General features: G+C 60.8%; 23 protein-coding genes. 11 read left to right on the top strand and 12 right to left on the bottom strand.

Annotation, left to right across the window (positions count from 1 at the left end; genetic code table 11):
* Positions 1-36: 36 nt before the first annotated feature.
* From U1700_RS00325 to U1700_RS00315, 3 genes are read right to left on the bottom strand one after another with little or no spacing between them, the layout of a single operon-like run.
* Positions 37-1,317 (bottom strand): peptide MFS transporter, encoded by a 1,281-nt coding sequence (locus U1700_RS00325; protein ID WP_332749168.1) that lies wholly within the window; start codon positions 1,315-1,317, stop codon positions 37-39.
* Positions 1,314-2,339: a dipeptide epimerase gene (locus U1700_RS00320; protein WP_443025856.1), complete on the bottom strand. Its 1,026-nt coding sequence runs from the start codon at positions 2,337-2,339 to the stop codon at positions 1,314-1,316. Before U1700_RS00320 ends, U1700_RS00325 begins: the two co-directional genes overlap by 4 nt.
* Positions 2,339-4,351 carry a serine hydrolase domain-containing protein gene (locus tag U1700_RS00315; protein WP_332749167.1) on the bottom strand — a complete coding sequence of 671 codons (2,013 nt, stop codon included), beginning with the start codon at positions 4,349-4,351 and terminating at the stop codon, positions 2,339-2,341. Before U1700_RS00315 ends, U1700_RS00320 begins: the two co-directional genes overlap by 1 nt.
* Positions 4,352-4,476: 125 nt before the next feature.
* Between U1700_RS00315 and U1700_RS00310 the strand changes: the two genes are divergently transcribed.
* Positions 4,477-5,205, top strand: coding sequence for a helix-turn-helix domain-containing protein (locus U1700_RS00310; protein WP_332749166.1), 729 nt, complete (start codon positions 4,477-4,479; stop codon positions 5,203-5,205).
* Here the strand turns inward: U1700_RS00310 and ilvB are convergent.
* On the bottom strand, positions 5,202-6,932 hold the full coding sequence (ilvB, locus tag U1700_RS00305; protein ID WP_332749164.1) for a biosynthetic-type acetolactate synthase large subunit: 1,731 nt from the start codon (positions 6,930-6,932) through the stop codon (positions 5,202-5,204). The two genes, U1700_RS00310 and ilvB, sit on opposite strands and share 4 nt — an antisense overlap.
* Positions 6,929-7,180 (bottom strand): hypothetical protein, encoded by a 252-nt coding sequence (locus U1700_RS00300; protein WP_332749163.1) that lies wholly within the window; start codon positions 7,178-7,180, stop codon positions 6,929-6,931. The genes ilvB and U1700_RS00300 overlap by 4 nt, the downstream gene beginning before the upstream one ends.
* A 103-nt stretch (positions 7,181-7,283) precedes the next feature.
* On the opposite strand from U1700_RS00300, the gene U1700_RS00295 reads away from it, so the two are divergent.
* Both U1700_RS00295 and U1700_RS00290 read left to right on the top strand, forming a co-directional pair.
* Complete coding sequence (locus U1700_RS00295; protein WP_332749161.1) at positions 7,284-7,748, top strand: Lrp/AsnC family transcriptional regulator; 465 nt, start codon at positions 7,284-7,286, stop codon at positions 7,746-7,748.
* 489 nt (positions 7,749-8,237) lie between these two features.
* Positions 8,238-9,323: a sensor histidine kinase gene (locus U1700_RS00290; RefSeq protein ID WP_332749160.1), complete on the top strand. Its 1,086-nt coding sequence runs from the start codon at positions 8,238-8,240 to the stop codon at positions 9,321-9,323.
* Between the two features lie 126 nt (positions 9,324-9,449).
* Here U1700_RS00290 and U1700_RS00285 read toward each other — a convergent pair whose 3' ends face one another.
* Positions 9,450-11,645, bottom strand: a complete 2,196-nt coding sequence (locus U1700_RS00285) for a penicillin acylase family protein (RefSeq protein ID WP_332749159.1) — start codon at positions 11,643-11,645, stop codon at positions 9,450-9,452.
* A gap of 33 nt (positions 11,646-11,678) precedes the next feature.
* Here U1700_RS00285 and U1700_RS00280 point away from each other — a divergent pair, with 33 nt between their 5' ends.
* The 3 genes from U1700_RS00280 to U1700_RS00270 all read left to right on the top strand — a co-directional run bounded on the left by U1700_RS00280 (position 11,679) and on the right by U1700_RS00270 (position 16,023).
* A complete protein-coding gene (locus tag U1700_RS00280; RefSeq protein WP_332749157.1) occupies positions 11,679-12,953 on the top strand; it encodes a metal-dependent hydrolase family protein in 1,275 nt (424 codons plus the stop codon).
* A 95-nt stretch (positions 12,954-13,048) separates the two neighbouring features.
* Entirely contained in the window at positions 13,049-14,968 is a 1,920-nt protein-coding gene (locus U1700_RS00275; RefSeq protein WP_332749155.1) for a S9 family peptidase, read from the top strand.
* 689 nt (positions 14,969-15,657) lie between these two features.
* The gene (locus U1700_RS00270; RefSeq protein ID WP_332749153.1) at positions 15,658-16,023 is read left to right on the top strand and encodes a hypothetical protein; all 366 of its coding nucleotides are present in this window, start codon (positions 15,658-15,660) and stop codon (positions 16,021-16,023) included.
* A gap of 184 nt (positions 16,024-16,207) precedes the next feature.
* Here the strand turns inward: U1700_RS00270 and U1700_RS00265 are convergent, their stop codons facing one another.
* Complete coding sequence (locus U1700_RS00265) at positions 16,208-16,600, bottom strand: hypothetical protein (RefSeq protein ID WP_332749151.1); 393 nt, start codon at positions 16,598-16,600, stop codon at positions 16,208-16,210.
* A gap of 486 nt (positions 16,601-17,086) precedes the next feature.
* Here U1700_RS00265 and U1700_RS00260 point away from each other — a divergent pair, with 486 nt between their 5' ends.
* The 4 genes from U1700_RS00260 to U1700_RS00245 all read left to right on the top strand — a co-directional run bounded on the left by U1700_RS00260 (position 17,087) and on the right by U1700_RS00245 (position 18,685).
* Positions 17,087-17,329 (top strand): MucR family transcriptional regulator, encoded by a 243-nt coding sequence (locus tag U1700_RS00260; RefSeq protein WP_443025890.1) that lies wholly within the window; start codon positions 17,087-17,089, stop codon positions 17,327-17,329.
* A 29-nt stretch (positions 17,330-17,358) separates the two neighbouring features.
* Positions 17,359-17,733 carry a DUF1993 domain-containing protein gene (locus tag U1700_RS00255; protein ID WP_332749148.1) on the top strand — a complete coding sequence of 125 codons (375 nt, stop codon included), beginning with the start codon at positions 17,359-17,361 and terminating at the stop codon, positions 17,731-17,733.
* Positions 17,684-17,869, top strand: coding sequence for a DUF1993 family protein (locus U1700_RS00250; protein ID WP_332749146.1), 186 nt, complete (start codon positions 17,684-17,686; stop codon positions 17,867-17,869). Before U1700_RS00255 ends, U1700_RS00250 begins: the two co-directional genes overlap by 50 nt.
* A gap of 144 nt (positions 17,870-18,013) precedes the next feature.
* A complete protein-coding gene (locus U1700_RS00245) occupies positions 18,014-18,685 on the top strand; it encodes an HPP family protein (protein ID WP_332749144.1) in 672 nt (223 codons plus the stop codon).
* A 29-nt stretch (positions 18,686-18,714) separates the two neighbouring features.
* Here the strand turns inward: U1700_RS00245 and U1700_RS00240 are convergent, their stop codons facing one another.
* Both U1700_RS00240 and U1700_RS00235 read right to left on the bottom strand, forming a co-directional pair.
* Positions 18,715-18,978: a DksA/TraR family C4-type zinc finger protein gene (locus tag U1700_RS00240; protein ID WP_332749142.1), complete on the bottom strand. Its 264-nt coding sequence runs from the start codon at positions 18,976-18,978 to the stop codon at positions 18,715-18,717.
* Positions 18,979-19,116: 138 nt separating this feature from the next.
* Positions 19,117-19,593, bottom strand: a complete 477-nt coding sequence (locus U1700_RS00235) for a hypothetical protein (protein ID WP_332749141.1) — start codon at positions 19,591-19,593, stop codon at positions 19,117-19,119.
* A 141-nt stretch (positions 19,594-19,734) separates the two neighbouring features.
* On the opposite strand from U1700_RS00235, the gene U1700_RS00230 reads away from it, so the two are divergent.
* Entirely contained in the window at positions 19,735-19,983 is a 249-nt protein-coding gene (locus tag U1700_RS00230) for an XrtV sorting system accessory protein (protein ID WP_332749139.1), read from the top strand.
* On the opposite strand, the gene U1700_RS00225 is transcribed toward U1700_RS00230, so the two are convergent.
* From U1700_RS00225 to U1700_RS00215, 3 genes are read right to left on the bottom strand one after another with little or no spacing between them, the layout of a single operon-like run.
* Entirely contained in the window at positions 19,980-20,666 is a 687-nt protein-coding gene (locus tag U1700_RS00225; RefSeq protein WP_332749137.1) for an exosortase C-terminal domain/associated protein EpsI, read from the bottom strand. The two genes, U1700_RS00230 and U1700_RS00225, sit on opposite strands and share 4 nt — an antisense overlap.
* Positions 20,663-21,553 carry an exosortase gene (gene xrt, locus U1700_RS00220; protein ID WP_332749136.1) on the bottom strand — a complete coding sequence of 297 codons (891 nt, stop codon included), beginning with the start codon at positions 21,551-21,553 and terminating at the stop codon, positions 20,663-20,665. Before xrt ends, U1700_RS00225 begins: the two co-directional genes overlap by 4 nt.
* The gene (locus U1700_RS00215) at positions 21,550-22,239 is read right to left on the bottom strand and encodes a L,D-transpeptidase family protein (protein WP_332749135.1); all 690 of its coding nucleotides are present in this window, start codon (positions 22,237-22,239) and stop codon (positions 21,550-21,552) included. The genes xrt and U1700_RS00215 overlap by 4 nt, the downstream gene beginning before the upstream one ends.
* Between the last annotated feature and the right edge of the window lie 34 nt (positions 22,240-22,273).

Below are 22,273 nucleotides of genomic sequence, written 5' to 3'. Positions count from 1 at the left end.
CCTATATCAGACATTATTGTCCTGATCAGAGAATAGTCAACCAGAATCGCTCATTTCGACATTGCGACGTTCGGCGGCCTCGACTCCGCTGCCCATCGCCAGCAGCATCGCTCCCGCAACCCCGGCAATCGCGGCGAGCATCGCGAAATAGGTCGCGTGGCCCATTCGGCTCCACAATGTCCCGACCAGACCGGCGCTTAGGCTGCCGGTGAAGATGATCAGATACCAGGCGGCGACCGTTGTCGCGCCAAGGTGCGCGGGGGCGAGCTTCGCGAACAGGCCGAGCCCGGTGGGCAGAATGAACAGCTCGCCAAAGGTGAAGGCGAGGAAGAACAGCAGGAACCATGCCCATGCCGCGGGCTGCGAGCCTGACACCGCGACGACCGCCGCCAGCAGCAGATAGGCCAGCCCGACCAGCAGTGACCCGAACGCCATCCGGCGGGCGAGCGACTGGCCCGGCATGCTCGCTGCACGCCGCCGCCAGTAAGCGAGCAGCGGCGGCGTCAACAGCATCACGAACAACGGATTGAGCGACTGGAACCAAGTCATCGGGATCGAGAAGGATCCAGCCCGCCGATCGACCCCACTGTCGGCCCACAGCGCGACCGTATTGCCGACCTGCTCATAGGCAGCGCGGAACACTGTCACGGCCAGGCCGATCCCGATCAGGACAAATATCGTGCGCCGGTCGAAGCCTCGCACGGCCACCCGTTCGACCTTCGTCTTGCGCGGCTGCTCGGGCGGAAGATATTTCTGGCCCGACAGATAGATTACCAACCCCGCAAGCATCCCGATCCCGGCAGCGCCGAAGCCATAATGCCAGCCATAGACTTCGCCGAGCGTGCCGCAGATCAGCGGCGCCAGGAACCCGCCAATGTTTATGCCGACGTAATAGACATTATACGCCCAGCCACGGCGGGGATCGTCGCGCTTGTAGAGGTCGCCGACCTGGCTCGGCAGGCTCGGCAGGAACAGTCCGTTGCCAAGCGCGATCGCCCCCAGCGCGGCATAGAACAGGCCTTCGAAGGTCATCATGAAATGACCCAGCGCCATCACGCTCGCGCCGATGATGATCGCCTTGCGCTTGCCCAGATAGCGGTCGGCAATGACCCCGCCCAAGATCGGCGTGAAATAGGCCGTCGCGGTGTAAGCGCCGTAGAGGAACGAGGATTGCGCCTGGCCGATCATCAGCTGCTTGGTCATGTAATAGACCAGCAGCGCACGCATGCCGTAATAGGAGAATTGCTCCCACATGTTAGTCAGGAACAGGACGGTCAGCCCGCGCGGCTGGCCGAACCAGGTCCCCTCGGCGGTCATGCCGCGACCCTCGCGCCCGCGCCCCACACTTCGGGTCCGGCGGTGATCATCCCGTCATGATAGCGCACGCTGGGCTGGCGGTCCTGCGCGAGGAAGGTCGGCCCATCGAGATCGACCACGTCGCACCCTTGGCCAAGGACGAAGCCTGGGGCCATGGCGAGGCTTGAGCCGACCATATTGCCGACCATCACCCCAAGACCCAATTCGCGGGCGAGGCGCGCCATGATGAGGCCCTCGGTGAGCCCACCGCACTTGTCGAGCTTGATGTTAATCACGTCGAACCGTCCGACCGCGCCGGGCACATCATCGAGCGACAGGATGCTTTCGTCGCCCGCGATCGGGATGGCGGAGGCATAGCCGTCGAGGTCGCTCTCGCGGCCGCGCGCGAGCGGTTGCTCGAGCAGCGACACGCGCTGGGCCACCAATCCCTCCACCAATTCATCGAGGTCGCCGATGCCGAACCCCTGGTTACCGTCGACCCCGAGCCACACGTCGTTGCGCGCCGCGCGGATGGCCGCCACTCGGTCGAGGTCGAGGTCGACGTCGCCGGTCAGCTTGATCTTGATCGACCGCGCGTCGGCGTAATTGCGCGCGCCCTCGGCCATGACCTCGGGCGTGTCGGCGCCGAGCGTAAAAGTCGTGCGCAGCGGCTTAGGCTCGCTCAGTCCGGCGAGTTGCCACACGGGCCTGCCTGCGCGCGCCGCCTCGAGATCCCACAACGCGCAATCGACTGCGTTGCGGGCGCCGCCGGGGGGGAGGATCGAGCGCAGTTCCTCGCGGCTCCGTCCCGCTTCGATCGCTGCTCGCGCCCCGTCGAGCGCGGCGAGCATGTGCCCGATATCGTCGCCGAGGAAGAATACCCCGCCGCCCTCTCCGCGCCCCTCATGCTCGCCGTCGCTCAGTGTCACGACGACGACGTCCGAACCCTCGAACACATAGCCCGAGATACGGAACGGCTTGGCCAGCCGAAGCGTCTCGGTCGCGACGCTCATCGTCAGGCGCGGCATCGTCAGGCGCGGCATCAATATTGCACCGTGAGCGCCATCAGCCCGAAGGTGTGCGCCACATAGAGCATCAATAATGCCGCCAGAAACAACAGCACCGCCCACAGCTTGCGGGTCCAGCGGCTGCCGTCCTTGAACGCCGTCCACAGGTTCCACCCGGTGACGAGCGCAGTGCCGACAAAGACGATGATACCCGCGATCTGGAGCAGCCACAAAAACGGATCGAGCGACCCGGTGAGATAACTCGGGCTCTTCAGGATCAGCGCGACCGCAGTCCCCCATCCGGCCATGACGAGCAAAGTGGCGAGCGCCATGACCTTGCTCGCCCGCGCGGTCCGCAACGGGGTCCCGGAAAGCGCCAGCTCGGCCTTGAAGCGGCGGCGGTTCCACCACCCGACGGGCCAGGCAATGACCGTCAGCAGCATGACCAGCAAGCTCCCATAAAGGGCCGGCAGGATCCATGCCGACGAACGTCCCGACGGTACGCGGTCCATCACTTCGAACGGCGAGAAGAAGTCCATGCTCCAGCGGACCACCTGTCCGTCGACGACCTTCGCCGCCAGCCGGTCATGGCCATTGCGATCGCGCCACAGGAAGGGAGCGATCTCGACCCACTCGCGCGGACGGCCGTTGGGGCCGAGCAGTCCGGGGACGACCAGTTCACCCTTCGGCCCAACCTCGATCTTGAACTGACCAAGCAAGTTGAGCATCGAGAAATAGCTGGTCTGCCAGCGGCGGCTGGCCTCCCATACGCCCGCCATCATGCGCACATGATCGGCGCTGGTCCTGGCATCGACGCGTCCGGCGAGCGGGCTGACGTCGGGGAAATAGCGGTCGGCGAAATCCATGAACAATTGGGTCCGCAAGTTCTGGACGGCGCCGGCTTTGCCCGGACTGTTGAACGAGGCGTAGAGCCCGACCCGGTCCTTCATGAACAGGTGCAGCGAAGTATGGAACGCCTCGGTATCGCCAAGGTGGCCGATCACTTCGCGGCCGTTGACGTTGGTCTCGAAGAAGCCAAGTTCCATCCGGTTGAGGGGCGGGACGAGCGACAGCGGGTTGACCTTGTCGATCGGGCTGGCGTGCATCATCTGCGCTGTCGCGGGCTGCAACAGCCCCCGGCCGTTGTCCAGCTGCGCGATCATGAAGCGGCCCATGTCGGTGCCGCTCGCCGATTGCGATCCCGCAGGCCATGGCCCGAGATATTCGAAGCCAGGTGAGGGTTCGCCCAGACGCGGATAGCCAACCGCCATCTGTCCGGCGAGATTGGCCGGGAGCGGCTGGCGGAAGCTCGTGTTCTTCATCCCGATCGGCGCGAACACATGGGCATCGAGATAGTCCTCGAGCTTCTCGCCCGACGTGCGCTGGACGATATAGCCTGCGAGGGCCGTGCCCCAGTTCGAGTAAGCCGGCGTCGTACCCGGCGCAAAAATGCGCTTGGGCATTGAGCCCTTCAGATAGTCACCGAGCGACTGGATGTGGGCGGGATCGTAAAAGATGATCGACTTGCCGGTTTCCTCGAACCCGCCAGTGTGGGTCATCAGCTGGCGCATGGTGACCGGCTGGCCGTCGCGCGCCGGAATCTTGAAATCAAGGTAGGTGTTGACGTCCTTGTCGAGGTCGACCTTGCCCTGCTCGACCTGCTGCATCACCGCGGTCCAGATCGACAGCTTCGACACCGAACCCGGGCGGAACAGCGTACGATCGGGATCGACGGGCGTGCGCTTGGCGAGGTCGGCATAGCCAAAACCGCGCGCCGTCAATATCTGGCCGTCCTTGACCACCACGACCACCGCGCCGGGGATGTCGGCGGTGCGCAGTGCATAAGGCAGGTAGCCGTCGAGCCAGGAATCGACGCTGATCTTGTCGAGGCTCGCCAGCCCAGCTGTTCCCGTCGCCGGAACGGTCGCGGCGGAAGCGGCCGGAGCGCCGGTCGGCGGCGCGAGCGACGCTGCCGGCTGCCGAAGCTGCGCAACGCTGCCTGCGGACATGATCATTGCGCCAAGCGCAGCCCACCGCCAAAACCTCATCTTCGCCTCCTGAACATTGCAGGGATTGCACACCGGCGGTGTCCGACCCATAATGCGTCTTTAGTCACTCTGATCAGGACAGTGTTATCCTGATCAGAAAATTCGTCAACTAGAAAGGCTGACTGATGCCCTCGGCTGCACCCACGCTCGGCGCCTTGCTGAGAAGCGTCCGCAGCCGCGAAGGCTGGACGCTCAAGGAAATGAGCGAGCGCAGCGGCATTCCGGTGTCGACGCTGTCGAAGGTCGAGCATGACCGGCTGACACTAACCTACGACAAGCTGTACCAGCTGAGCCAGCGGCTGGGCATGCGCATGTCGGACCTGTTCGCCGAGTCGAATGACGAGGCGCCCCCCCCCGTCACCGCCCGCCGCAGCCTGGGCGACATTGCCAATGCGGTGCGGGTCGAGACTCCCAACTACGACTATTATTATCTGTGCACCGAACTTCGCCGCAAGCGGATGATCCCGGTGATCACCAAGATCCGCGCCAAGACCGAGGAGGAGTTTGGCGACCTCGTCCACCATGCCGGCGAGGAATTTGTCTATGTCCTCAGCGGGAAAATCGTCGTCACCACCGAATTCTACGATCCGGTCACGCTCGACACAGGCCAGTCGATCTACATCGATTCGAGCATGGGCCACGCCTACCTCGCCGCCGACGGGTGCGCCGAAGCCGAAGTGCTCGGGATCATGTCGAGCGCCGACGACGAACTGCTCCAGTCGCTGATGGCGATGCACGAGGAGCAGTCGGCCGAGGCAGTTGTTCGCGACAGGCGGTCTTCGGTACGCGAAGTGGCGCGACCGCACGCGGCGGAGCGCCCAAAACCCGCGAGGCTCGTCCGCTCATCCGGTTAGCGCAGCACAATCTCGTTATGCGCCGCGCCTGACGGCATCATCGGCAGGCAATTTTCGAGCGCACTGACACAGCAGTCGACCAGCACCGGCCCGGGCGTCTCGATCATCCTGGTGATTGTTGCGTCGAGCGCGACGGGATTGCTTACCCTGAGCCCGGTCCAGCCATACGCCTCTGCCAGCCGCACAAAATCGGGCAGCGCGCTGGCATAGCTATGCGCATGGCGCCCACCATGATGCATGTCCTGCCACTGGCGGACCATCCCCATGTGTTCGTTGTTGAGGATAAACACCTTGACCGGAAGCTGGTGCTGGACCGCCGTTGCCAGCTCCTGGATATTCATCTGGATCGACGCTTCCCCGGCGACGTCGATCACGAGCGCCTCCGGATGCGCGACTTGCGCCCCGATTGCCGCGGGCAGGCCATAGCCCATTGTGCCGAGCCCGCCGCTCGTCAGCCAGCGCATCGGCCGCTCGAACCCGAAATGCTGCGCCGCCCACATCTGATGCTGGCCGACCTCGGTCGCGATGATCGGGTCGTGGGGTTGGCTAAGCTCGAACAGGCGCCGAACGGCATGCTGCGGCACGATGATGTCGGCGCCTTGAACATAGTCAAGGCAGCGCTCTGCCCGCCACCCGGCGATGTCGGCCCACCATGCGTCGTTCGCCGGAAACGGCGAATCGCCGAGCGCCACGAGCAGCGCCTCTAGGATTTCGCCACAATCGCCGGCAAGCGCGACCTCGACAGGCACGACCTTGCCGATCTGGCTGGGGTCGATGTCAATATGGATCTTGCGTGCATTGGGCGCGAAGCCGTCGAGCCGACCCGTCACGCGGTCATCGAACCGCGCCCCGATACAGACCATCACGTCGCAGCCGTGCATCGTCAGATTGGCTTCATAGGTGCCGTGCATCCCCGGCATGCCGAGCCATTGCGGCGACGACGCAGGAAAGGCGCCCAGCCCCATCAGCGTGCTCGTCACAGGCGCGCCGGTCAGGCGCGCAAGCTCACGCAAGCCGGCCGCAGCCTTCGCCCCGGAATTAATCACGCCGCCGCCCGAATAGAGGATCGGGCGCCGTGCGGATTTAATCAGCGCCGCCGCCTTCGCGATGGCAGCGCCACCAGCGCGCGGGGGAGCGGCGATCGACAGGGGAGGGCACTGCCCGTCGAAATGTGCGCGCGCGCGGACAAGGCCCTGCACGTCCTTGGGTACTTCGATCAGCACCGGTCCAGGGCGTCCATCGAGCGCCACATGCGCGCAGCGACGGACAAGTTCGCCAAGCTGCGCCGGATCACGAACCGATACATTATACTTGGTGGCCGCTCGCGACAGGGCAATCATATTGGCTTCTTGGAACCCATCAGTCCCGATCAGCGCGCGATTGACCTGCCCTGCAACGCACAGCAACGGCACCGAATCCATCAGCGCGTCGGTCAGCCCGGTCAGCGTGTTTGTGCCCCCCGGTCCTGACGTTACCAGCACAACGCCAAGCCTCCCCGTCGATCGTGCATAGCCTTGCGCCGCGTGGACTGCCGCCTGTTCATGCCGCACAAGCACGTGGTGGATGCGATCCTGCTGGACGAGCGCATCGTAGAGCGGAAGCACCGCACCGCCGGGATAGCCGAACAGCGTGTCGACCCCGAGCTCAGCCAGTTGCTCGAGCAGGAAGGCGGCACCCGACACTTCTGCCTTGCTCGCGACCAGCGGCTGTTGCGCGACCATTGTCATCGCGCCGACGCTCGCTGCTCAACCATCAGCACGCCCGGCATCTGTCTGATCCGCGCCGCCATCGTAGCCGCTGCATTTGCTGGCAGATCGGCAAAGCCCATGACGATGCCATAGCGCTCGCCGCCTCGCACCAGCTCGAACCGTTCGGGCAGCCTTGCCTGCGCCACCAGCAGGTCGAGCACCCGCGACGGCACGCCAAGGTCAAGGTCGGTGTCGATCCGCAAGCTGTTCACAAAACTGGTCCTCATCAAGGACAAGGGTAATAACCGTTATCATGCGGCAATTCTTTGCTTTCACGACGCACTAGGCGCATAACACGCATAGATTAACCGAAAGAACTGGCTTTTCAGAATGGTTGAACCGCTGGATGATTTCGAACGCAAGATCCTTAACATCCTGCAGGCGGACGCCACGCGATCGACCGCGGACATCGCCGAAGAGGTCGGTCTGTCGCAATCCCCTTGCTGGCGGCGCATCCAGCGCATGCGCGAAGACGGCATCATCCGCGCCGAGGTTGCGCTGGTCGACCGGCGCAAGGTCGGCCTCACCGCGCAGGTCTTCGCGCAGGTCAAGCTGTCCGCCCACGGCCGCCAGCACCTCGACGAGTTCGCCGAAGCGATCCGCGGCTTCCCCGAAGTGCTCGAATGCTATGTGCTGATGGGGGCGGTCGATTTCATGCTGCGCATCGTCGCCGCCGACATCGACGCCTACGAACGCTTCTTTTTCGAAAAGCTAAGCAAGGTGCCGGGCGTGGGCGAAATCAACTCGATTGTGGCCCTGAGCGACATCAAATCGACAACCGCCTTACCCATTTAGTCGGTAGTGAATGAGCGAATGCCTTAAGCGTGGGCAATTGAGCAATTGGCTATGTCGATGATAAGGTCACGCCTTAAGTCGACCGGGTCGAAGTGTGCGGCATCGGTGCTCGAGGGAGTGCCGCAGGTCGACGGTGTGATTCTGGGGCGCGTGTCGCATTCGGATTATCCGTCGCGCGACACGGGCGGAATCTATCCGTCGGCGGCGCTGCGGGTTACCCTCGAGCTGGGCGCGAAGATCAGGCCGGCGCGATCACGACCCGGCCTGACCTTCCTAGAAACAAGCTCGACGTGCTCAGCATTTCCTTCATGACGCAATGTTCAAGTCCTATGATCAATATTTTACTTGTGGGGTCAGACAAAGGCTTGTCCGGAGAGAAAATCCTGATTTGCCCGTTGTACCATCGACAAGCCCGATTTGGCGTGAAAAAGCATGCATGCGAATCAGCGGAAATAATCGGGATTGGTTCGCGCTTAAAAGGGCGGGGCGATGGACCACTTGAATGACGCGGACGGAGTCGAGCAATTGCTTGCAACTCCTGGCCTTGCGGACGCCTTAGAGAGTGACCGGTTCAAGCAGTTTCTTGATCACGTCCCGGTTGCCATCGCGGTTGCCGAATTGGGCCCTTCAGAGGCGATCACCTACTGTAACATTGAATTTGAGCGGATGACGGGGAAGTCCGCTGAAGAAATTCAGGGGAGTGACTGGAAGGTTCTGCCCGGTGTCGCGACGGCGCATGGTGATGAAACATCACTCGGCGACGCGGTTGTAGCCGACGACGAATACCTAGGTGCGTTTACGATTGAGTGCGGTGACCGCCGAGTCGACGTCGATGCATGGTCGAATACAATTGAGTCGGACGAAGGCGTTCCTGTCTTCCGTTTGGTGGCGCTGGCGGCGACGGGATCGGGCCACCGGTCCTCTGGCGAGCAGCAGGCGCAATTGTTACGGGACAAGGATGTCTTACTTCGCGAGTTGCAACATCGCGTCAAAAACAACCTGCAAATGATCACTGCACTGATTCGGATGGAGGCTCGAAACGTCGCGGATGACGAAACGGGAGAACGGTTTGACCGCCTTGCCGGACGCATCAACTCTCTGGCGCTGCTTTACGACCTATTGTCCGGAGAGAATGCCAACGATGGCATCGATCTAGGAGTGTACCTCAGCAAGATCGCATCGTCAGTGATGGAAGCACACGCAGTCGAGGGGGTTCGGCTCGAACTGAAGGTCGATGCGTGGCCTTGTTCGATTAATGTCGCCATGCCAGCCGGGCTAGTTGTCAACGAACTCATGACAAACTCCCTCAAACATGCCTTCGTTGGCCGAGACAAAGGTACGATTGCCATATCAAGTTTGGTCGATGACAGTGGCTGTCGAGTGGAAATCTCGGATGATGGCATTGGCTTGCCTGAAGGCACCAGCTGGCCAAAATCCGGCAAGCTCGGCGCTGTAATTGCGCAGTCCCTCAAGCAAAATGCCAAAGCAAAGCTCGAGGTTTTCTCCGCGCACGATCAGGGGCTTCGGGTCGTTATCTTCTTCGCGCGTGACGCCGCAGAGCCGAATAATCTTTAGAGTCTCCCAACAGCTGGAGCCTTGTTAATCGGGGCGACCATGGATGAATACGCCCCACTCCGGTCATGGAACCGCGCTGTCTGAAAGTTGAGTAGACGCGATGAAACGTTCGATACGAACAATCGGTCATTCGCCGGGGTGATAGCGCCGCTCGACGTGAGCCTTTAAATCGTTGTCATAAAAATAGACTGAGCGTAGCCGGCCCTCCGCATAGTGGGCAATCTGGTCTGCAAAATGCGGCGACTGGACGTCGCCGCTCTGGCCACCGGCCATCACCGCCATCGCCTTCAGCCGCGGGCCGAACTCAACCACCGCAACGAAGCTATTACCGCTCGTCCCGTAATAGCGCTTCGTCCCCGGCCAAGTTTTTGCGCCGAACGACGCCAAGCTGCCGGTTTGCGCTGAGGTGAAGGGTACCGGATAGGATGGTCGCGCATCGTCAAAATGCGGCGCGATGCTATCATCGATCCGCTGAAAGCGGTTGATTTGGCCCCATGGGGTTCGCCAGCTTCCAAAGTCGTGGGTCAGCCGTTCAACGGCCGCGTTCAATGCGGCAAGCTTTGCGTCGGATGAAACGCGACTTGCAACGTAGTCGGGTATATTAAGACGTTCCGCTTGGGCAAACCCGCCGACTTCTTGGGCCAGCTGATCACTCCAGAAGACCGCTAGCGACGTGGCCACGGAGTCGAGGCCCCAGCGATGGTCCCAGCTGGCCAGCAAGGCGATCGGCCCAGCGAGCCGTTGGCGACGCGGATCTTTATCTGGGAGATCGCGCCATGCCTCGACCAAACCGGGGAGTAGGGTGGCGAAGGCAGGCATGAACGAATCAAACGCCGCCTCGCGCAAGAGATTCGGCGTCCATCGGCTTCTGCCTGTGAGCAGAGAATTGGCATGAGCGGTGCGCGCGTTGGCGCCCGCTTGGTCCATGTAGCGCGGGTAATTCTTGGCCTTGGGACTGTCGGGGCCGGCAGCGTTCCACGGCCCGTCGTTGACGTTGAATGCCAAGCCATGTCGCGGCTTTATAACGTTGGGCAGGCTGACAACGCTGTGCAGCCCGCGCCAGTCGGTCGTGGGATCGCTGCCGTCCACCGGCCGCGTATAATCAAAGCGATCTGTCCGGATCGGCATGAACTGCGGCATCAGAAAGGCGACATTGCCCTTGCTATCGGCGAACAGCGTGTCGTTCGACGAATTCGCCTTGCGCTCGGCGACCTTCAGGTAGCTCGCCAGGTCGGCCGCCTTGGTCCGCAAATAGCTTTGTTCGAGCGCGGGAACCGGCTTCCACATCAGCGCGGTCGCAATCCAGCGACCATCTTTCGCTGCAACGATTGGGCCATGATGCGTGCGATAGGCGGTGAAGCTGCGCTGCCCTATCGAACCATCCGCGCGGCGGAAGTCCAGCGTGACCACTTGTCTCGTGACAGGTCGCAATTCGCGTCCATAGAGATAGGCCAGACCGCCGGGCCGCTGTGTCACGGTCTCGGCGAACTCGTCGACATTGTCGACGGTCGATGAGGTATGCATCCACCCCGCGTGCTCGTTGAAACCCTGGTAAACGAAGAACTGGCCCCAAGTGCTGGCCCCATAGGCGTTGAGACCCTGCCCACTGGTCATTTGCGCTTCTGAGCGGAAATAGAAGCTCGTGTGCGGATTGATCAGCAGCAGCGAATGCCCATTTGCCGTCAGGCGCGGCGCGATGACAATCCCGTTCGATCCCGATGGCTCTTGTCGGACCATGCCCAACTCCTGCTCGGTCGGCTGTGTTGGCTTACCATAGAAGGTCTTGAGTTTACTCAGCGAAATCCGCTCGATATCGCCGCCGATACTACCTTCGGTAAAGCTCAGCGCCATCCACGGCTCAAACCGCGTCAAGACCCTGGGCTGCGTTGCCGGATGCGTCGCAAGATAGAAGTTCAGTCCGTCCGCCCACGCTGTCATCAGCGATTTCAGCCAAGGGGGACTGGCGGCATATTGCGTCTTCAATTGCTGCGGATCGATGAATAGGCGCTGGCGCAAGTCCGACCAGATCGCTTCTTCGCCATCGGCCTCCGCTGTGCGGCCGAGCGCAGTGAGATAATTAGCCTCGATCCGCGAGAAATCATCCTCGCCTTGCGCGTACATCAAACCGAATACCGCATCGGCATCCGACCTGCCGCGAACATGGGGGATTCCCCAATTGTCGCGGGTGATCGTAACTCGCGAAGCCTGCTGCTTCCAGCGCGCCATGTCTGGCACTGCTGCCTGCACGGAGCCGCCAGAAGCGATCGCCAGCAGCGCTACCGAGATCAAGAGATTGCGCGAACGGAAGAGGGCTTTATCCATGACCCGAACCTAATGCGGGGAAAAGGAAAGTCCATGCGCTGGCTGACGATAATGACGGTTGCGCTTGGGCTGTGCTCGGCGACGGCCAAGGCGGCCCCTGAACCCGTCTCGCTGCTGCTGAAACCATCCGGGGTCTTCGACGGGGTCGACGGCAAGGTTCACCTTGGCTGGCAGGTCCTCGTAAGCGGCGAAAAGATTATCGCCGTTGGGCCGGACTTGACCGCCCCGCCCACGGCCAAGACCATTGACCTTGCAGGCACAACCCTGATGCCCGGCATGATTGAGGGACATGGCCACCTTTTCCTACACCCTTACAACGAAACCAGCTGGGATGATCAGGTTCTGCACGAGCCGGTGGCCCTGCGGACCGCCCTGGCTGTGGCGAATGCGAAGGCGACATTGCTTGCCGGTTTTACTAGCGAGCGCGATCTCGGAACGGAGGGTGCGGGCTTCGCCGACGTCGGGTTAAAATCCGCAATCGACAAGGGCATTGTCCCTGGCCCGCGACTGTCTGTTTCGACCAAGGCAATCGTCGCACTCGGCGCCTATGGACCCAAGGGGTTCGAGCCCGGAGTCGAAATCCCGCAAGGCGCCGAGGAAGTCTCCGGTGTCGACCAGATCGTCAATGCGGTTCGCCGCCAGATCGCCGGTGGTGCCGACTGGATCAAGCTCTACGCCGACTACCGCTGGCGAGCCGGTGAAGACAGTCGCCCGACACTGAGCCTCGACGAAATGAGAGCCGCCGTCGCCGCCGCGCATGACGCAGGCCGGCCTGTCGCGGTGCATGCCGCGACGGCGGAAGGAATGCGCCGTGCAATCGCCGCTGGCGTCGACACGATTGAGCATGGCTACGGCGGAACGCCGGAGATTTTTGCGGCTATGGCGGCCAGGCACATCGCCTTGTGCACAACTCTTGCCGCCTCCGACGCAACCTCGCGCTATCGCGGATGGGATGGGAGCGAGCCCGCCCCGCAAGCAGTTGAACAGAATCGCAAGAGCTTCCAGATGGCGCTCAAGGCCGGCGTGCCGATCTGCATGGGCGGCGATGTTGGCGTTTTCGCTCATGGCCAGAACGCGCGCGAAATGGAGTTGATGGCGGCCGCGGGAATGGCTCCCGCAAATGTGCTGGTTGCGGCTACTTGGGGAAATGCCCGGTGGCTTCACCTGTCCGATCGGTTGGGCGCGGTGAAACCGGGCCTGCTCGCCGACCTGATTGCCGTGGAGGGCGATCCGACCGTCGACATTCGCGCGGTCCGTCATGTCCGCCTGGTGATGAAGGACGGCAGCTTGGTTTCGGCTGGAAACTAGACCGGTTGAATGTTCGGCATGTAATCAAGCCGATGTCGCATTTCTAAGCTCGTTTGCTAGAGTAATCCACGCCATTCCCTTCGAAGGTGAGATCCATGCGTTTTGTTGCAGTTGCTTCCCTCCTCATTACGTCCGCCCCAGTGGTCGCTGCGCCGCTGCACCTGTATGATGGCTTGGCGATGGCGCCGCTTGGCGACCGCCTCGCCTCGATCGAGAGCAACTCGACTGCGGACGAATCCAAACCCCCGCATGGGCAGATCGTCATCCGCTCGGCCACCAGCGGCGCGATTCTCGCCAGGGTCGATCCGTGCGCAGCATGCCGCTACTCGGGCCTCGCCTTTGCCCCCGACGGCCGCCTTGCTTTCCTTGCCCGACAAGACAGCGTGACCCGGTTGATGGTAATCCGCCCCGGCGCGACTGCCGCGCCAACGGTAGTTGCGACAATTAACGGCGTTGCCCAGGATCCGCGCTGGTCGCCGGACGCAACCCATATCAGCCTCCTCGCCACGGTCGGTGCTCGCAAGGAAGCGGGCGCGACACAGGCTGGCGTCCGACAGGTCGGCGAGATCGGCGAGCAGAATGACGAACAGCGGGTCGCCGTCGTCCCGACGCATGGCGGCCCGCTCCACTTCGTCTCGCCCGCAGACCGGTACGTCTATGAATATGACTGGCTGCCCGACGGTCGTGGCTTTGTTGTAACCAGCGCCAAGGGCAACGGTGACAATAATTGGTGGATCGCTACACTCGATCGAATCGACATCGGCGACGGTTCGGTGCGCAACCTTTCGGCACCAAAGATGCAATTAAACTTCCCGCGAGTGTCGCCGGACGGTCGCACCATTGCCTTCATCGGTGGGCTGATGAGCGACTTCGGCTCGGTTGGTGGGGACATTTACACCGTGCCTCTCGGTGGTGGTACGCCGCGCAATATTACGCCCGAAGCGAAGGAGACGTTCACCTCGCTCGACTGGAACAGATCAGGCTTGGTCGCCTCGTCGCTGGCAGGGGACACCACCCGAATTGCTGCTGTCGATCCGGCCAGCGGTGTGCGGACTGCACTCTGGAGCGCACCCGTCAACCTTTCTGCCGGCAATGCGAACTTCGCTCGTTCCGCAAATTCGGATCGCTTCGCATCTGTCTCACAGGATTTCTCCACCGCACCGGCGATCGTCGCAGGACCGGCATCGAACCTTTGCCCGATCACCAGCGACAATGCTGAATGGAGGGCGACCGTCCGTGCCCGGAGTGTCACCTGGCAACATGGGGGCCAACCGGTCCAGGGTTGGCTGCTCTCACCGCTCAATGCCTCGACGACCGCAAAAAGACCAATGATCGTGAGCGTGCACGGAGGACCTTCGTCCGCAAGTGTCCCGCGCTTTATCTGGCAGGGAAGTGCGGCCTCGCTCGCCAATGCCGGATATTATCTTTTCCTGCCGAACCCGCGCGGAAGCTATGGACAGGGCGAGGCATTTACCCGCGCCAACATTCGCGATTTCGGAGGCGGGGACCTGGACGACATATTGGCCGGCGTTGATGCCGCCGAGAAGGTCGCGCCGATCGACGACAATCGGCTCGGGCTTATCGGTCACAGTTATGGCGGGTTCATGGCGATGTGGGCCAACACCCGGACAAACCGTTTCAAAGCCATCGTGGCCGGCGCAGGACTGTCAAACTGGATCAGCTATTACGGTACGAACGGCATCGACCAGTGGATGACACCCTTCTTTGGAAAAACCGTTTATGAGGACCCTGATCCGTTCTGGGCTGTATCTGCGATCCGCACCATCCGAAACGCGAAGACGCCGACGTTCATCTACGTCGGGGAGCGCGATATCGAAGTGCCGCCGACACAATCAGTCGAATATTGGCACGGCCTTCAAGCAATGAAGGTGCCGACGAGCCTCGTAATCTACCCAGACGAAGGTCACAGCATCCGCAGTCCAGCAAATACTGCAGATCTCGAGCGACGGACTCTCATGTGGTTCAAACGATATCTGGGGGATCCCCGCCGCTAGATGATGGGAGCGAGCGAACTAGCGGCTTTCGGCGCGAATTAGGCGGATGTTGCCCACGTAGCGGAATTAAGTCCCGTGCTTCTGCCATCGAACACGTTTGAACAATCGCAGCTAATGTCGGAGCGTGATAGGGAGGATTGTCTCCCCACCAGCCCTTCCAATTGTCGTTCGGCCATGCTCCCAGACCAGGACCGAACATGTTCTGGCTCAGGATGAGGGCACCAAAGCCGTTGGTGCAGCGGCGAGCGAAGGTCTCGTCCACGCCGGTCGAGTCACCATCGGTCCCGACCATAGCTTTGAAGATCTTGGTCCCGTGGAATCAACGAAAACCTACCGACCCGCGCGACCCACTGAAGCCTCCACTATTACCTCTAATGTGCTGCCGTGCTGGACGCATGTCTACAATCCTGTAGCACTGACGGCGAGGACGTCCGGTAGGAAATGGGTCTCTAAACGTTATAAGGCGAAAGCAGACTCCAAGTCCCGTACTTTGACTCAATTTGAATTAATGTTAATTGGTGAGTCGGGCAGCACGCCCTGTCATGGAGGCTCACATGGTGACTTCATTGTACTCAAAGTGCGTAGCGGCTGTGGCCGTAGCGGGGATTGCGACATCGGCAGCTTGGGCGTCACCCCCGTCCAACTGGTCGGGGCAACTAATCGTTGCCTCGCACTTCAAAGAGACTGCTTTGATTAACAGTGAGCGGATCAAATTCCAGACCAAGGATCCGACCGACACTTATGAAGTAAAACTTACTTGGCAGGCGAATGGTAATTCCGGATGGCACCACCACCCGGGAATGGTTATCGTTCAAGTGGCGTCCGGCTTGATCGACGTCACCCGCGTCGTGAACGGTCAGTGTCAAACTACCCAGTATGGCGTTGGATCTCCGAACGGTTCGACGTTTACCGAAGGGGAGACGATGCACGTTGGTACCAGTGCGGATGGCGCGGTGGCTTACGCGACCGCTGTTATTCTGGCGGGCGCTCCAAGCAGAGTGGACGACGCTCCGCCGACGTGTGCAAGTTCGTTCGCAGTTCGTAAGCCAAAGTAGCCCTTATTTTAGGGGGATGGTACCATGATCCGAAAGGAGGGCTCTGTTTTACAGGGCCCTCTTTCGGCTTCGATACAGTTGATTGTGGTCGAGCAAACGACATCGCAGTTCGATCCGCTCCAGTTCATTTTGCGCTTTCGACCAATGGAACACCCAGTCGCCGTCGAGCAGGATCGCCCTTACCCTATTCACGGCTCGGTGATTTGCTGGCTGGACCTGATATATCAATTTCTTCGCTCGTCGAAGGCACCCGACGCAAGCGCCGTGCGTTGCCCTGCCGCATAGTAGGAGTCGACGGATGAATATTGATACCATCGAGGGTGAGGGCACTGAGCTCAAAGGTCAGTTCAAGCAGGCACTTGGCGACGCCACCGCTGACCCAAGACTCCAGCAAGATGGTGTTGTGGACCAGTTTTCCGGCCAGGCCAGGCAGGGCGTAGGAGCGGTTCGGGATTTTGTGCGTAGCCAGCCAGTCCTTGCCGCCGTGGTTGGAGTGCTTGCTCTGGCACTCCTTGGTGGGTTGGGGCGCCGGCGTAGCTAACTTGGCAAGGCAGCCCGGAGGCCAAACGGTGGCCACCCAGGCCGTCGCAATCCGCCAACTAGCGTCCGCGCGATCGCCCCACCGAACGTCTATCCAGCGAAAAGGAAGTGAATATGGCGAAAGGCAAAGAAGTTCGAAAGCCGAAGAAGGCCGGGCCACCCAAGCAGAATGCGTCCAATCCTTCTGCGAAGGGCGCGCCGCCAACGCCGCCAAAGAAGTGAACTGACCCCCAGCTCAACCGTGACTATGGACCAACGCCCAGGCTATCCATCGGGACGCCGGGAGTGGTCGCACCCAGTGACTGCAATTAGCCTTTGCTAAAGTCGCATTTTCCGCAACGCCGGGCGCCGCGGCGTGTCGGCGGCTACCGAGACAACCCGGGAGCCCACTCCGGGGGCTCAACGGCTTCCGACTTGGTTGCAAGCTCGGCCTATAAAGCAAGGTACGTTGCGACCACCCCAATGAACGGTCGTCGAGCCTCATGCGGGCGAGACAGGCCCCGGCAGCTGACAACCGGTCGACATTGACCACCGTCACCTTTCGACTCACGGCCTGACACCCGAGCAGTACCGCGAGCGCTACAAGCTGAAGCCCGACTACCCGATGGTCGCACCAAGCTATTCCGAGGTGCGCCGCTCAATGGCGAAGAAGATTGGCTTGGGACAAAAGCGTAAAGTTGCCCGGAACGCTTCATCGACTGACGCCGCGCCAGCGAAAGGGCCTGCTCGCCGCGGGCGCAAAGCTGAGGCGCCGAAGCCTGAATAGTCGGTTCCTTTAGAGCAGAAAGTCCAAACATGAGCTTTGAAGTTTACGACGCGTCCGTCCCGGTTTTTGTAAATATGCTCACGAACATGCGTGCTTGGCTGGAGAAAGCGGCTTCTGAGAAAGATCAATCTGTACTCGCCGATGCGCGGCTTGCGCCCGACATGCGGCCGCTCGTCGCGCAATACCAGATGGCCTCTGACTCCGCGAAGAACGCTCTCGCCCGTCTAACCGGCACGGAGGCTCCGTCGATGCCGGACTCGGAAAGTAGCTTCGACGAACTCAAAAAGCGCATAGACCGCACCATTGCCTATCTTAACGGCTTTGATCGTAGTTCCCTTGTCGGAAGCGACGATCGTGAGGTTGTCCTCAAGTTTCCGAACGGGATGGGTTACCAAGGGCGTTGAGTTCCTCACAGGGTTTGCGCTGCCGAACTTCTTTTTTCATGCCACCACTGCCTACGCGATCCTGCGCCAAGCTGGCGTGTCACTCGGTAAGCCCGACTTTCTTCAACACCTTGGGCCGCCAAATCTTGAAGTCTGATGCCCAATGCGCAGCGATATCGCCCGGCTTAGCCAGGAAAGTTGGAACGGCGCGCGCTGGCTGATCACGTCAATAAGGTGCTAGGCAATGCGCCGATGCGTCCTGACCGCAGTTTTTGCCCAAAATTCTCAATAAGGAAGTAGGGTGCTGTTATTCCGACCAATCATAGCAGGCGCCCACCTTACAGAACGATTGATTGCTTGTCTCGGAGCCGCGATTTGCATTGCTTTAACGGTCGTCGTTTGCGCTGCGCTTCCACTCGCAGCGGCTGACTTGCCAATCATCGTTGCCCCACTCGGCGCATCCGCAGTCTTGATATTCGCTGTGCCCTCTAGCCCTCTAGCGCAGCCTTGGCCTGTCATCGGCGGAAATGTGCTTTCCGTTTTGGCAGGGGTGGCTGCATTCAACGTTTTTCCGAATGGCGCGGTTGCCGCTGGCGTTGCGGTTGGGGGCGCAATTCTTGTGATGTCCCTGCTTCGCTGCCTGCATCCGCCGGGCGGAGCCGCCGCCCTGACGGCAGTGATCGGTAGCCATGGCATTTATGCTGCTGGCTACAGCTTTGCATTCGCGCCGGTAGGCATCAATTCTATCGCGCTCGTGGCGCTCGGAATGTTGTTCCATCGCGCAACGGGACGTTCCTATCCCCACCATCCCGAAGTCATTGCACAGCCGCAATCGAATAAGGGGATCCGCCTTTCGGATATTGATGCCGCGTTAGAGGACATGCACGAAAGTTTCGACATCAGCCGCGAAGATCTTGGGGTTCTTTTGGCGCGTGCGGAAGTGCATTCAACGGCACGCCAATCCTTGAAATAGTAACCTACAAAATTCTGCCCTTTTCGCCCCTATCGAAGCTGGCTGTCCTTGCTTCCCCGCCGATTGATCGCTGAATGCACGACTTGCTTGTCGCGGATTGACTGGCAAATCACGCAGGTCCGGGTTCCGGGCAGGGCCAGCCTCCTCCTCCTGGCGATCGGCTCACCACAGTCGTCGCATTCGTCGGACCCTTCGCCCGCCTGTAGGCGAGCCCGTGCCGCCTCGACAGCATCCCTGATTGTATCGTCAATCTGGTCCTGAACCGCGCCATCTCGCGTCCATCCGCCGGCCATAGTTTATCTCCTCGGTCAAGGAACGCTGACGCCTTGCTCCCGTTCCTCTGAAATGCCCAAGCTGAAAGTATTCCGGACAACCATTGGCTTCCACGACGCGTACGTCGCCGCTCCGAACAGGGCGGCTAAATTTTCGCTCTAACGAGCTAGGTTGGATCTTGAAGTATTGACTAACTGACCCGGTGCGAAGCCCCGCTGGTAGCGAATAGTGACTTTATTGCGCTCGTTCGACAGTATTTCCGCGAGAGCCTCTGCGACACGCTGCCGTTCAAGCATGGCGAGGGCAAGCTGGCGCTGCTCTTTCGGCGGCGGATGATTGGGGCCGGACAGGACGAGAGATCCAGCGATGAGCTGTTGCAATTGTCTTTCGGTCGCCGGAGCGCGCTCCTCGACACGCCTGACAACGAGTTGTTGCGCCAGCAGAATTTCGCGCATCCGCCGCATGTTCAAGACGAAATCAGGAGTCTGGTCGATACCGCGGGCATGGGCGGCCCGAACGAGCAACTTGCGCTCAACCAGGCCGGCGAGGGCTGCGTCGCGCTGCGCCATATCGGTACGTATCGCAAAGTTTCGCGCCTTGGCCTCATTGTTCAATTCGGCGAGCGTGATTTCCACACCGTCGACAACGGCAATTACCTGCCCGGTCGGCTCATCGGGTCGGCAGGCGCATAGGAGCAATCCGACCGTTCCCGCCAGTGCAACCCGAACTATTTTGTGCCAAGGCCTGCGTCGAGCCAAGCAAGGAATATCGGCGACATGGAAACCGCTTACGATTGGGTTACCGTCATTATCTTCGCCGGCTTGGTTACTCTCTTCTTGTCGCGTTCGCTCGACCCGCAAGCAGACGATGACGGCCTTTGGCATTACCTGTTCCCGGCCATGATGTGCGGCCTTGCCAATTGGCTTGGAAACCACGGCTACGCCTGGACGGCCGTAATGCTGATCGCAGCCTCGCTGGGCTACATGCTGCACTTTTTGCGCACTCCTGCTCCGCCGAGGCATTAAGCTCTTCCTAGCAATAGCGCCCGCGCGCGCGGGTCGCTGATTTGCAGCAACGCGTGCGTGAAGGCCGAGAGCACCATCAAGGCGCTCCTCGGGTCCGGATTGATTGTCGATACCCGGACAAGCGCGCCGTCGACCGCACTCCCACTAAATGCATGGCGGAGTAACAAGAGTTGTTGCTCAAAATTCGACGTTGGAAATTCATTGCCGATCCGGCTCCAGTACAGGATCTGTTCCGTGCGCCCGGGTGCACGCGCCGTGATTTGCCGTGCTGCAATGAGGGCCCCGCGCTCCACCGGGATTGTCACTTGGGACGAGCTGTCGAGGGTGAAACCCGCCGCCGGATAGCAAATTTCGGGGCGATGAATGCCGGTGTCTGCCGATTGGGAACCGCCATAAGCGATAAGCAGCATGATTGGAGGTACGGCGGTGCTGGTGTAATAGCGGGTAAGGACCTGATCATAGATATCGCCCTCCGCTGGTTCGCCGCGGGGCTGGTAGACATCCATGAGCGGTGCCTCCGACCATTCACCCATTCGCGCCGGAATGATCTGATCGAGCGGGCTGATCCGGCGTGGCGCAGTATCGGCGGCGTGGGACAAGACCACCCCGCCGAGGGAAGACAAAGCAAGAGCACCGCCGACAATCATTTCGCGACGGCCAATCGGAGCGATGACTTGGCTCATTGCCGACCCTGGCGGGCGAATACCCCGAGTAGGCGATCAAGGCCTGTCAAACCGATCAAAGAGAGCATGAAAGTGGCAAGCCCTGCCAGCTCGTGAGCGAAGCTCTGCGCGACGGCGTCGCTGACATGATAGGTAAGAAGGATGATGATCAGCACTCGGAGAAAATTGGCAAGCAGCGCGAGGGGAATGATGCTGACGAGCAGCACGGTGGCGTGCATCCGACCGGCGGGGCGGGTGAGGTGTACATAAAGCAGGCCAATCGCGAAAAGCGCAAACAACGAACCTATCCCGGCGCAAGCTTGGGCTACTAGCAATTCATATTGGCCGACCTGAATCGCGACCCCCGAATTTCCCACTGGATAATCGGCGAGTGCGAGCAGGCGCACCGAAGTTTGCGACAGTCCTATCTGAAGCGGACCAGTAAGCGCGGCGACGACGCCCTGCGGGGGCTTAATGAGGAACGCGAGGTAAACCAAGGCGAACCACAGGCTGCGCATTGCAGCGGATCCTAAATAACAGAAGCCAAGCAATATCACGATCAGATAGGCGGCGATCGTCTCGGTTGCCAACAGATGCAGGCTCCGGCCGAGGAGATAAAACAGAATCAACGGAGCGAGCAGCGTCAGCCAGTAAACCGACTTGAGATGTCGCGCGAAGCGGAAAGAACCGCGTTCCCGCCACACTAGCCACACACCCGTAACCAGAATGATCGGTCCCTGAGCGCCAGCGGGCGTGCTCCAGTAATAGCGCGCTAGGTCGATGACTACCGGTACTACCACCAGAAGCACTGAGGCTAAGATAATCAGCAGCGAACGGTCCGTTGCGCGCACGCTTCGCAGCCACGTGCCGCTCCTCGATGCAATTCGCCCCAGACTGACTTCGGTCATCCGATCGCCTTTTCACCGGCGTCTCTTCCCATGGTTGCCGGACGTTTGCTGTCGGTTATGATCAGCACCTCGTCGCCGGCCCTCGTCGCATCGAACAATTTCGCTCCGAACTTCAGCGGGACACCGACGCAGCCATGCGTTCCAACGCCCGCTCGGACATCACTGGCATGGATTGAAATGCCGTCATTTGTGAGCCGCAGCGTATAGGGCATCGACGAACCGTAAACGCTTGATACATGGTGCTTTTCGCGTGCAAGCACGGTGAAGCGACCAGTTGGCGTCGGATAGCCGTCGACACCGAAAAGTGCGACTGAACGACCGATTTCCTCGCCGTTGCGAAACACTGAGATAGTCTGTGCGGCAAGGTCGACGAGGATCCATACCTTTCCTGGCGGAACGTCGTCATTCCAAGCATAGTCGCCATAACGCATCAGGCTTCGGACGTTGAGCAGGCTCTTAACGAGCCGTTTATCGGGGGAAACTGAGTCAAGTGCGACGATTGGCGTCGGCTCAAACCGAATTCGGTCTGCGGAAGCTCGTATGGCCGGACGAGCCGGTTGCGCGGCCTGAGCAATGCTCGCAGACTTTTTGTCGCTATCGTGACATCCTGCCAGCGAGAAAAAGGCCGCAAGAGCCAGATATGGTGCGACGAAAGGCAGGCTCGTCCGTACGGATCTACGAGTCACTCGCCTACCCATTCCCGTCGACGACCTCACCGGC

It is taken from the genome of Sphingomonas sp. RB1R13 (assembly GCF_036663775.1).
Lineage (GTDB): Bacteria > Pseudomonadota > Alphaproteobacteria > Sphingomonadales > Sphingomonadaceae > Sphingomicrobium.
The sequence above is the reverse complement of the archived record's forward strand: the minus strand, read 5'-3'. Positions and strand labels throughout refer to the sequence as shown.

Coding starts and splice junctions, on each gene's coding strand:
- U1700_RS00325 (WP_332749168.1), bottom strand. CDS start 1,317: ATGACCGCCGAGGGGACCTGGTTCGGCCAGCCGCGCGGGCTGACCGTC.
- U1700_RS00320 (WP_443025856.1), bottom strand. CDS start 2,339: ATGCCGCGCCTGACGATGCCGCGCCTGACGATGAGCGTCGCGACCGAG.
- U1700_RS00315 (WP_332749167.1), bottom strand. CDS start 4,351: ATGAGGTTTTGGCGGTGGGCTGCGCTTGGCGCAATGATCATGTCCGCA.
- U1700_RS00310 (WP_332749166.1), top strand. CDS start 4,477: ATGCCCTCGGCTGCACCCACGCTCGGCGCCTTGCTGAGAAGCGTCCGC.
- ilvB (WP_332749164.1), bottom strand. CDS start 6,932: ATGACAATGGTCGCGCAACAGCCGCTGGTCGCGAGCAAGGCAGAAGTG.
- U1700_RS00300 (WP_332749163.1), bottom strand. CDS start 7,180: ATGAGGACCAGTTTTGTGAACAGCTTGCGGATCGACACCGACCTTGAC.
- U1700_RS00295 (WP_332749161.1), top strand. CDS start 7,284: ATGGTTGAACCGCTGGATGATTTCGAACGCAAGATCCTTAACATCCTG.
- U1700_RS00290 (WP_332749160.1), top strand. CDS start 8,238: ATGGACCACTTGAATGACGCGGACGGAGTCGAGCAATTGCTTGCAACT.
- U1700_RS00285 (WP_332749159.1), bottom strand. CDS start 11,645: ATGGATAAAGCCCTCTTCCGTTCGCGCAATCTCTTGATCTCGGTAGCG.
- U1700_RS00280 (WP_332749157.1), top strand. CDS start 11,679: ATGCGCTGGCTGACGATAATGACGGTTGCGCTTGGGCTGTGCTCGGCG.
- U1700_RS00275 (WP_332749155.1), top strand. CDS start 13,049: ATGCGTTTTGTTGCAGTTGCTTCCCTCCTCATTACGTCCGCCCCAGTG.
- U1700_RS00255 (WP_332749148.1), top strand. CDS start 17,359: ATGAGCTTTGAAGTTTACGACGCGTCCGTCCCGGTTTTTGTAAATATG.
- U1700_RS00240 (WP_332749142.1), bottom strand. CDS start 18,978: ATGGCCGGCGGATGGACGCGAGATGGCGCGGTTCAGGACCAGATTGAC.
- U1700_RS00230 (WP_332749139.1), top strand. CDS start 19,735: ATGGAAACCGCTTACGATTGGGTTACCGTCATTATCTTCGCCGGCTTG.
- U1700_RS00225 (WP_332749137.1), bottom strand. CDS start 20,666: ATGAGCCAAGTCATCGCTCCGATTGGCCGTCGCGAAATGATTGTCGGC.
- xrt (WP_332749136.1), bottom strand. CDS start 21,553: ATGACCGAAGTCAGTCTGGGGCGAATTGCATCGAGGAGCGGCACGTGG.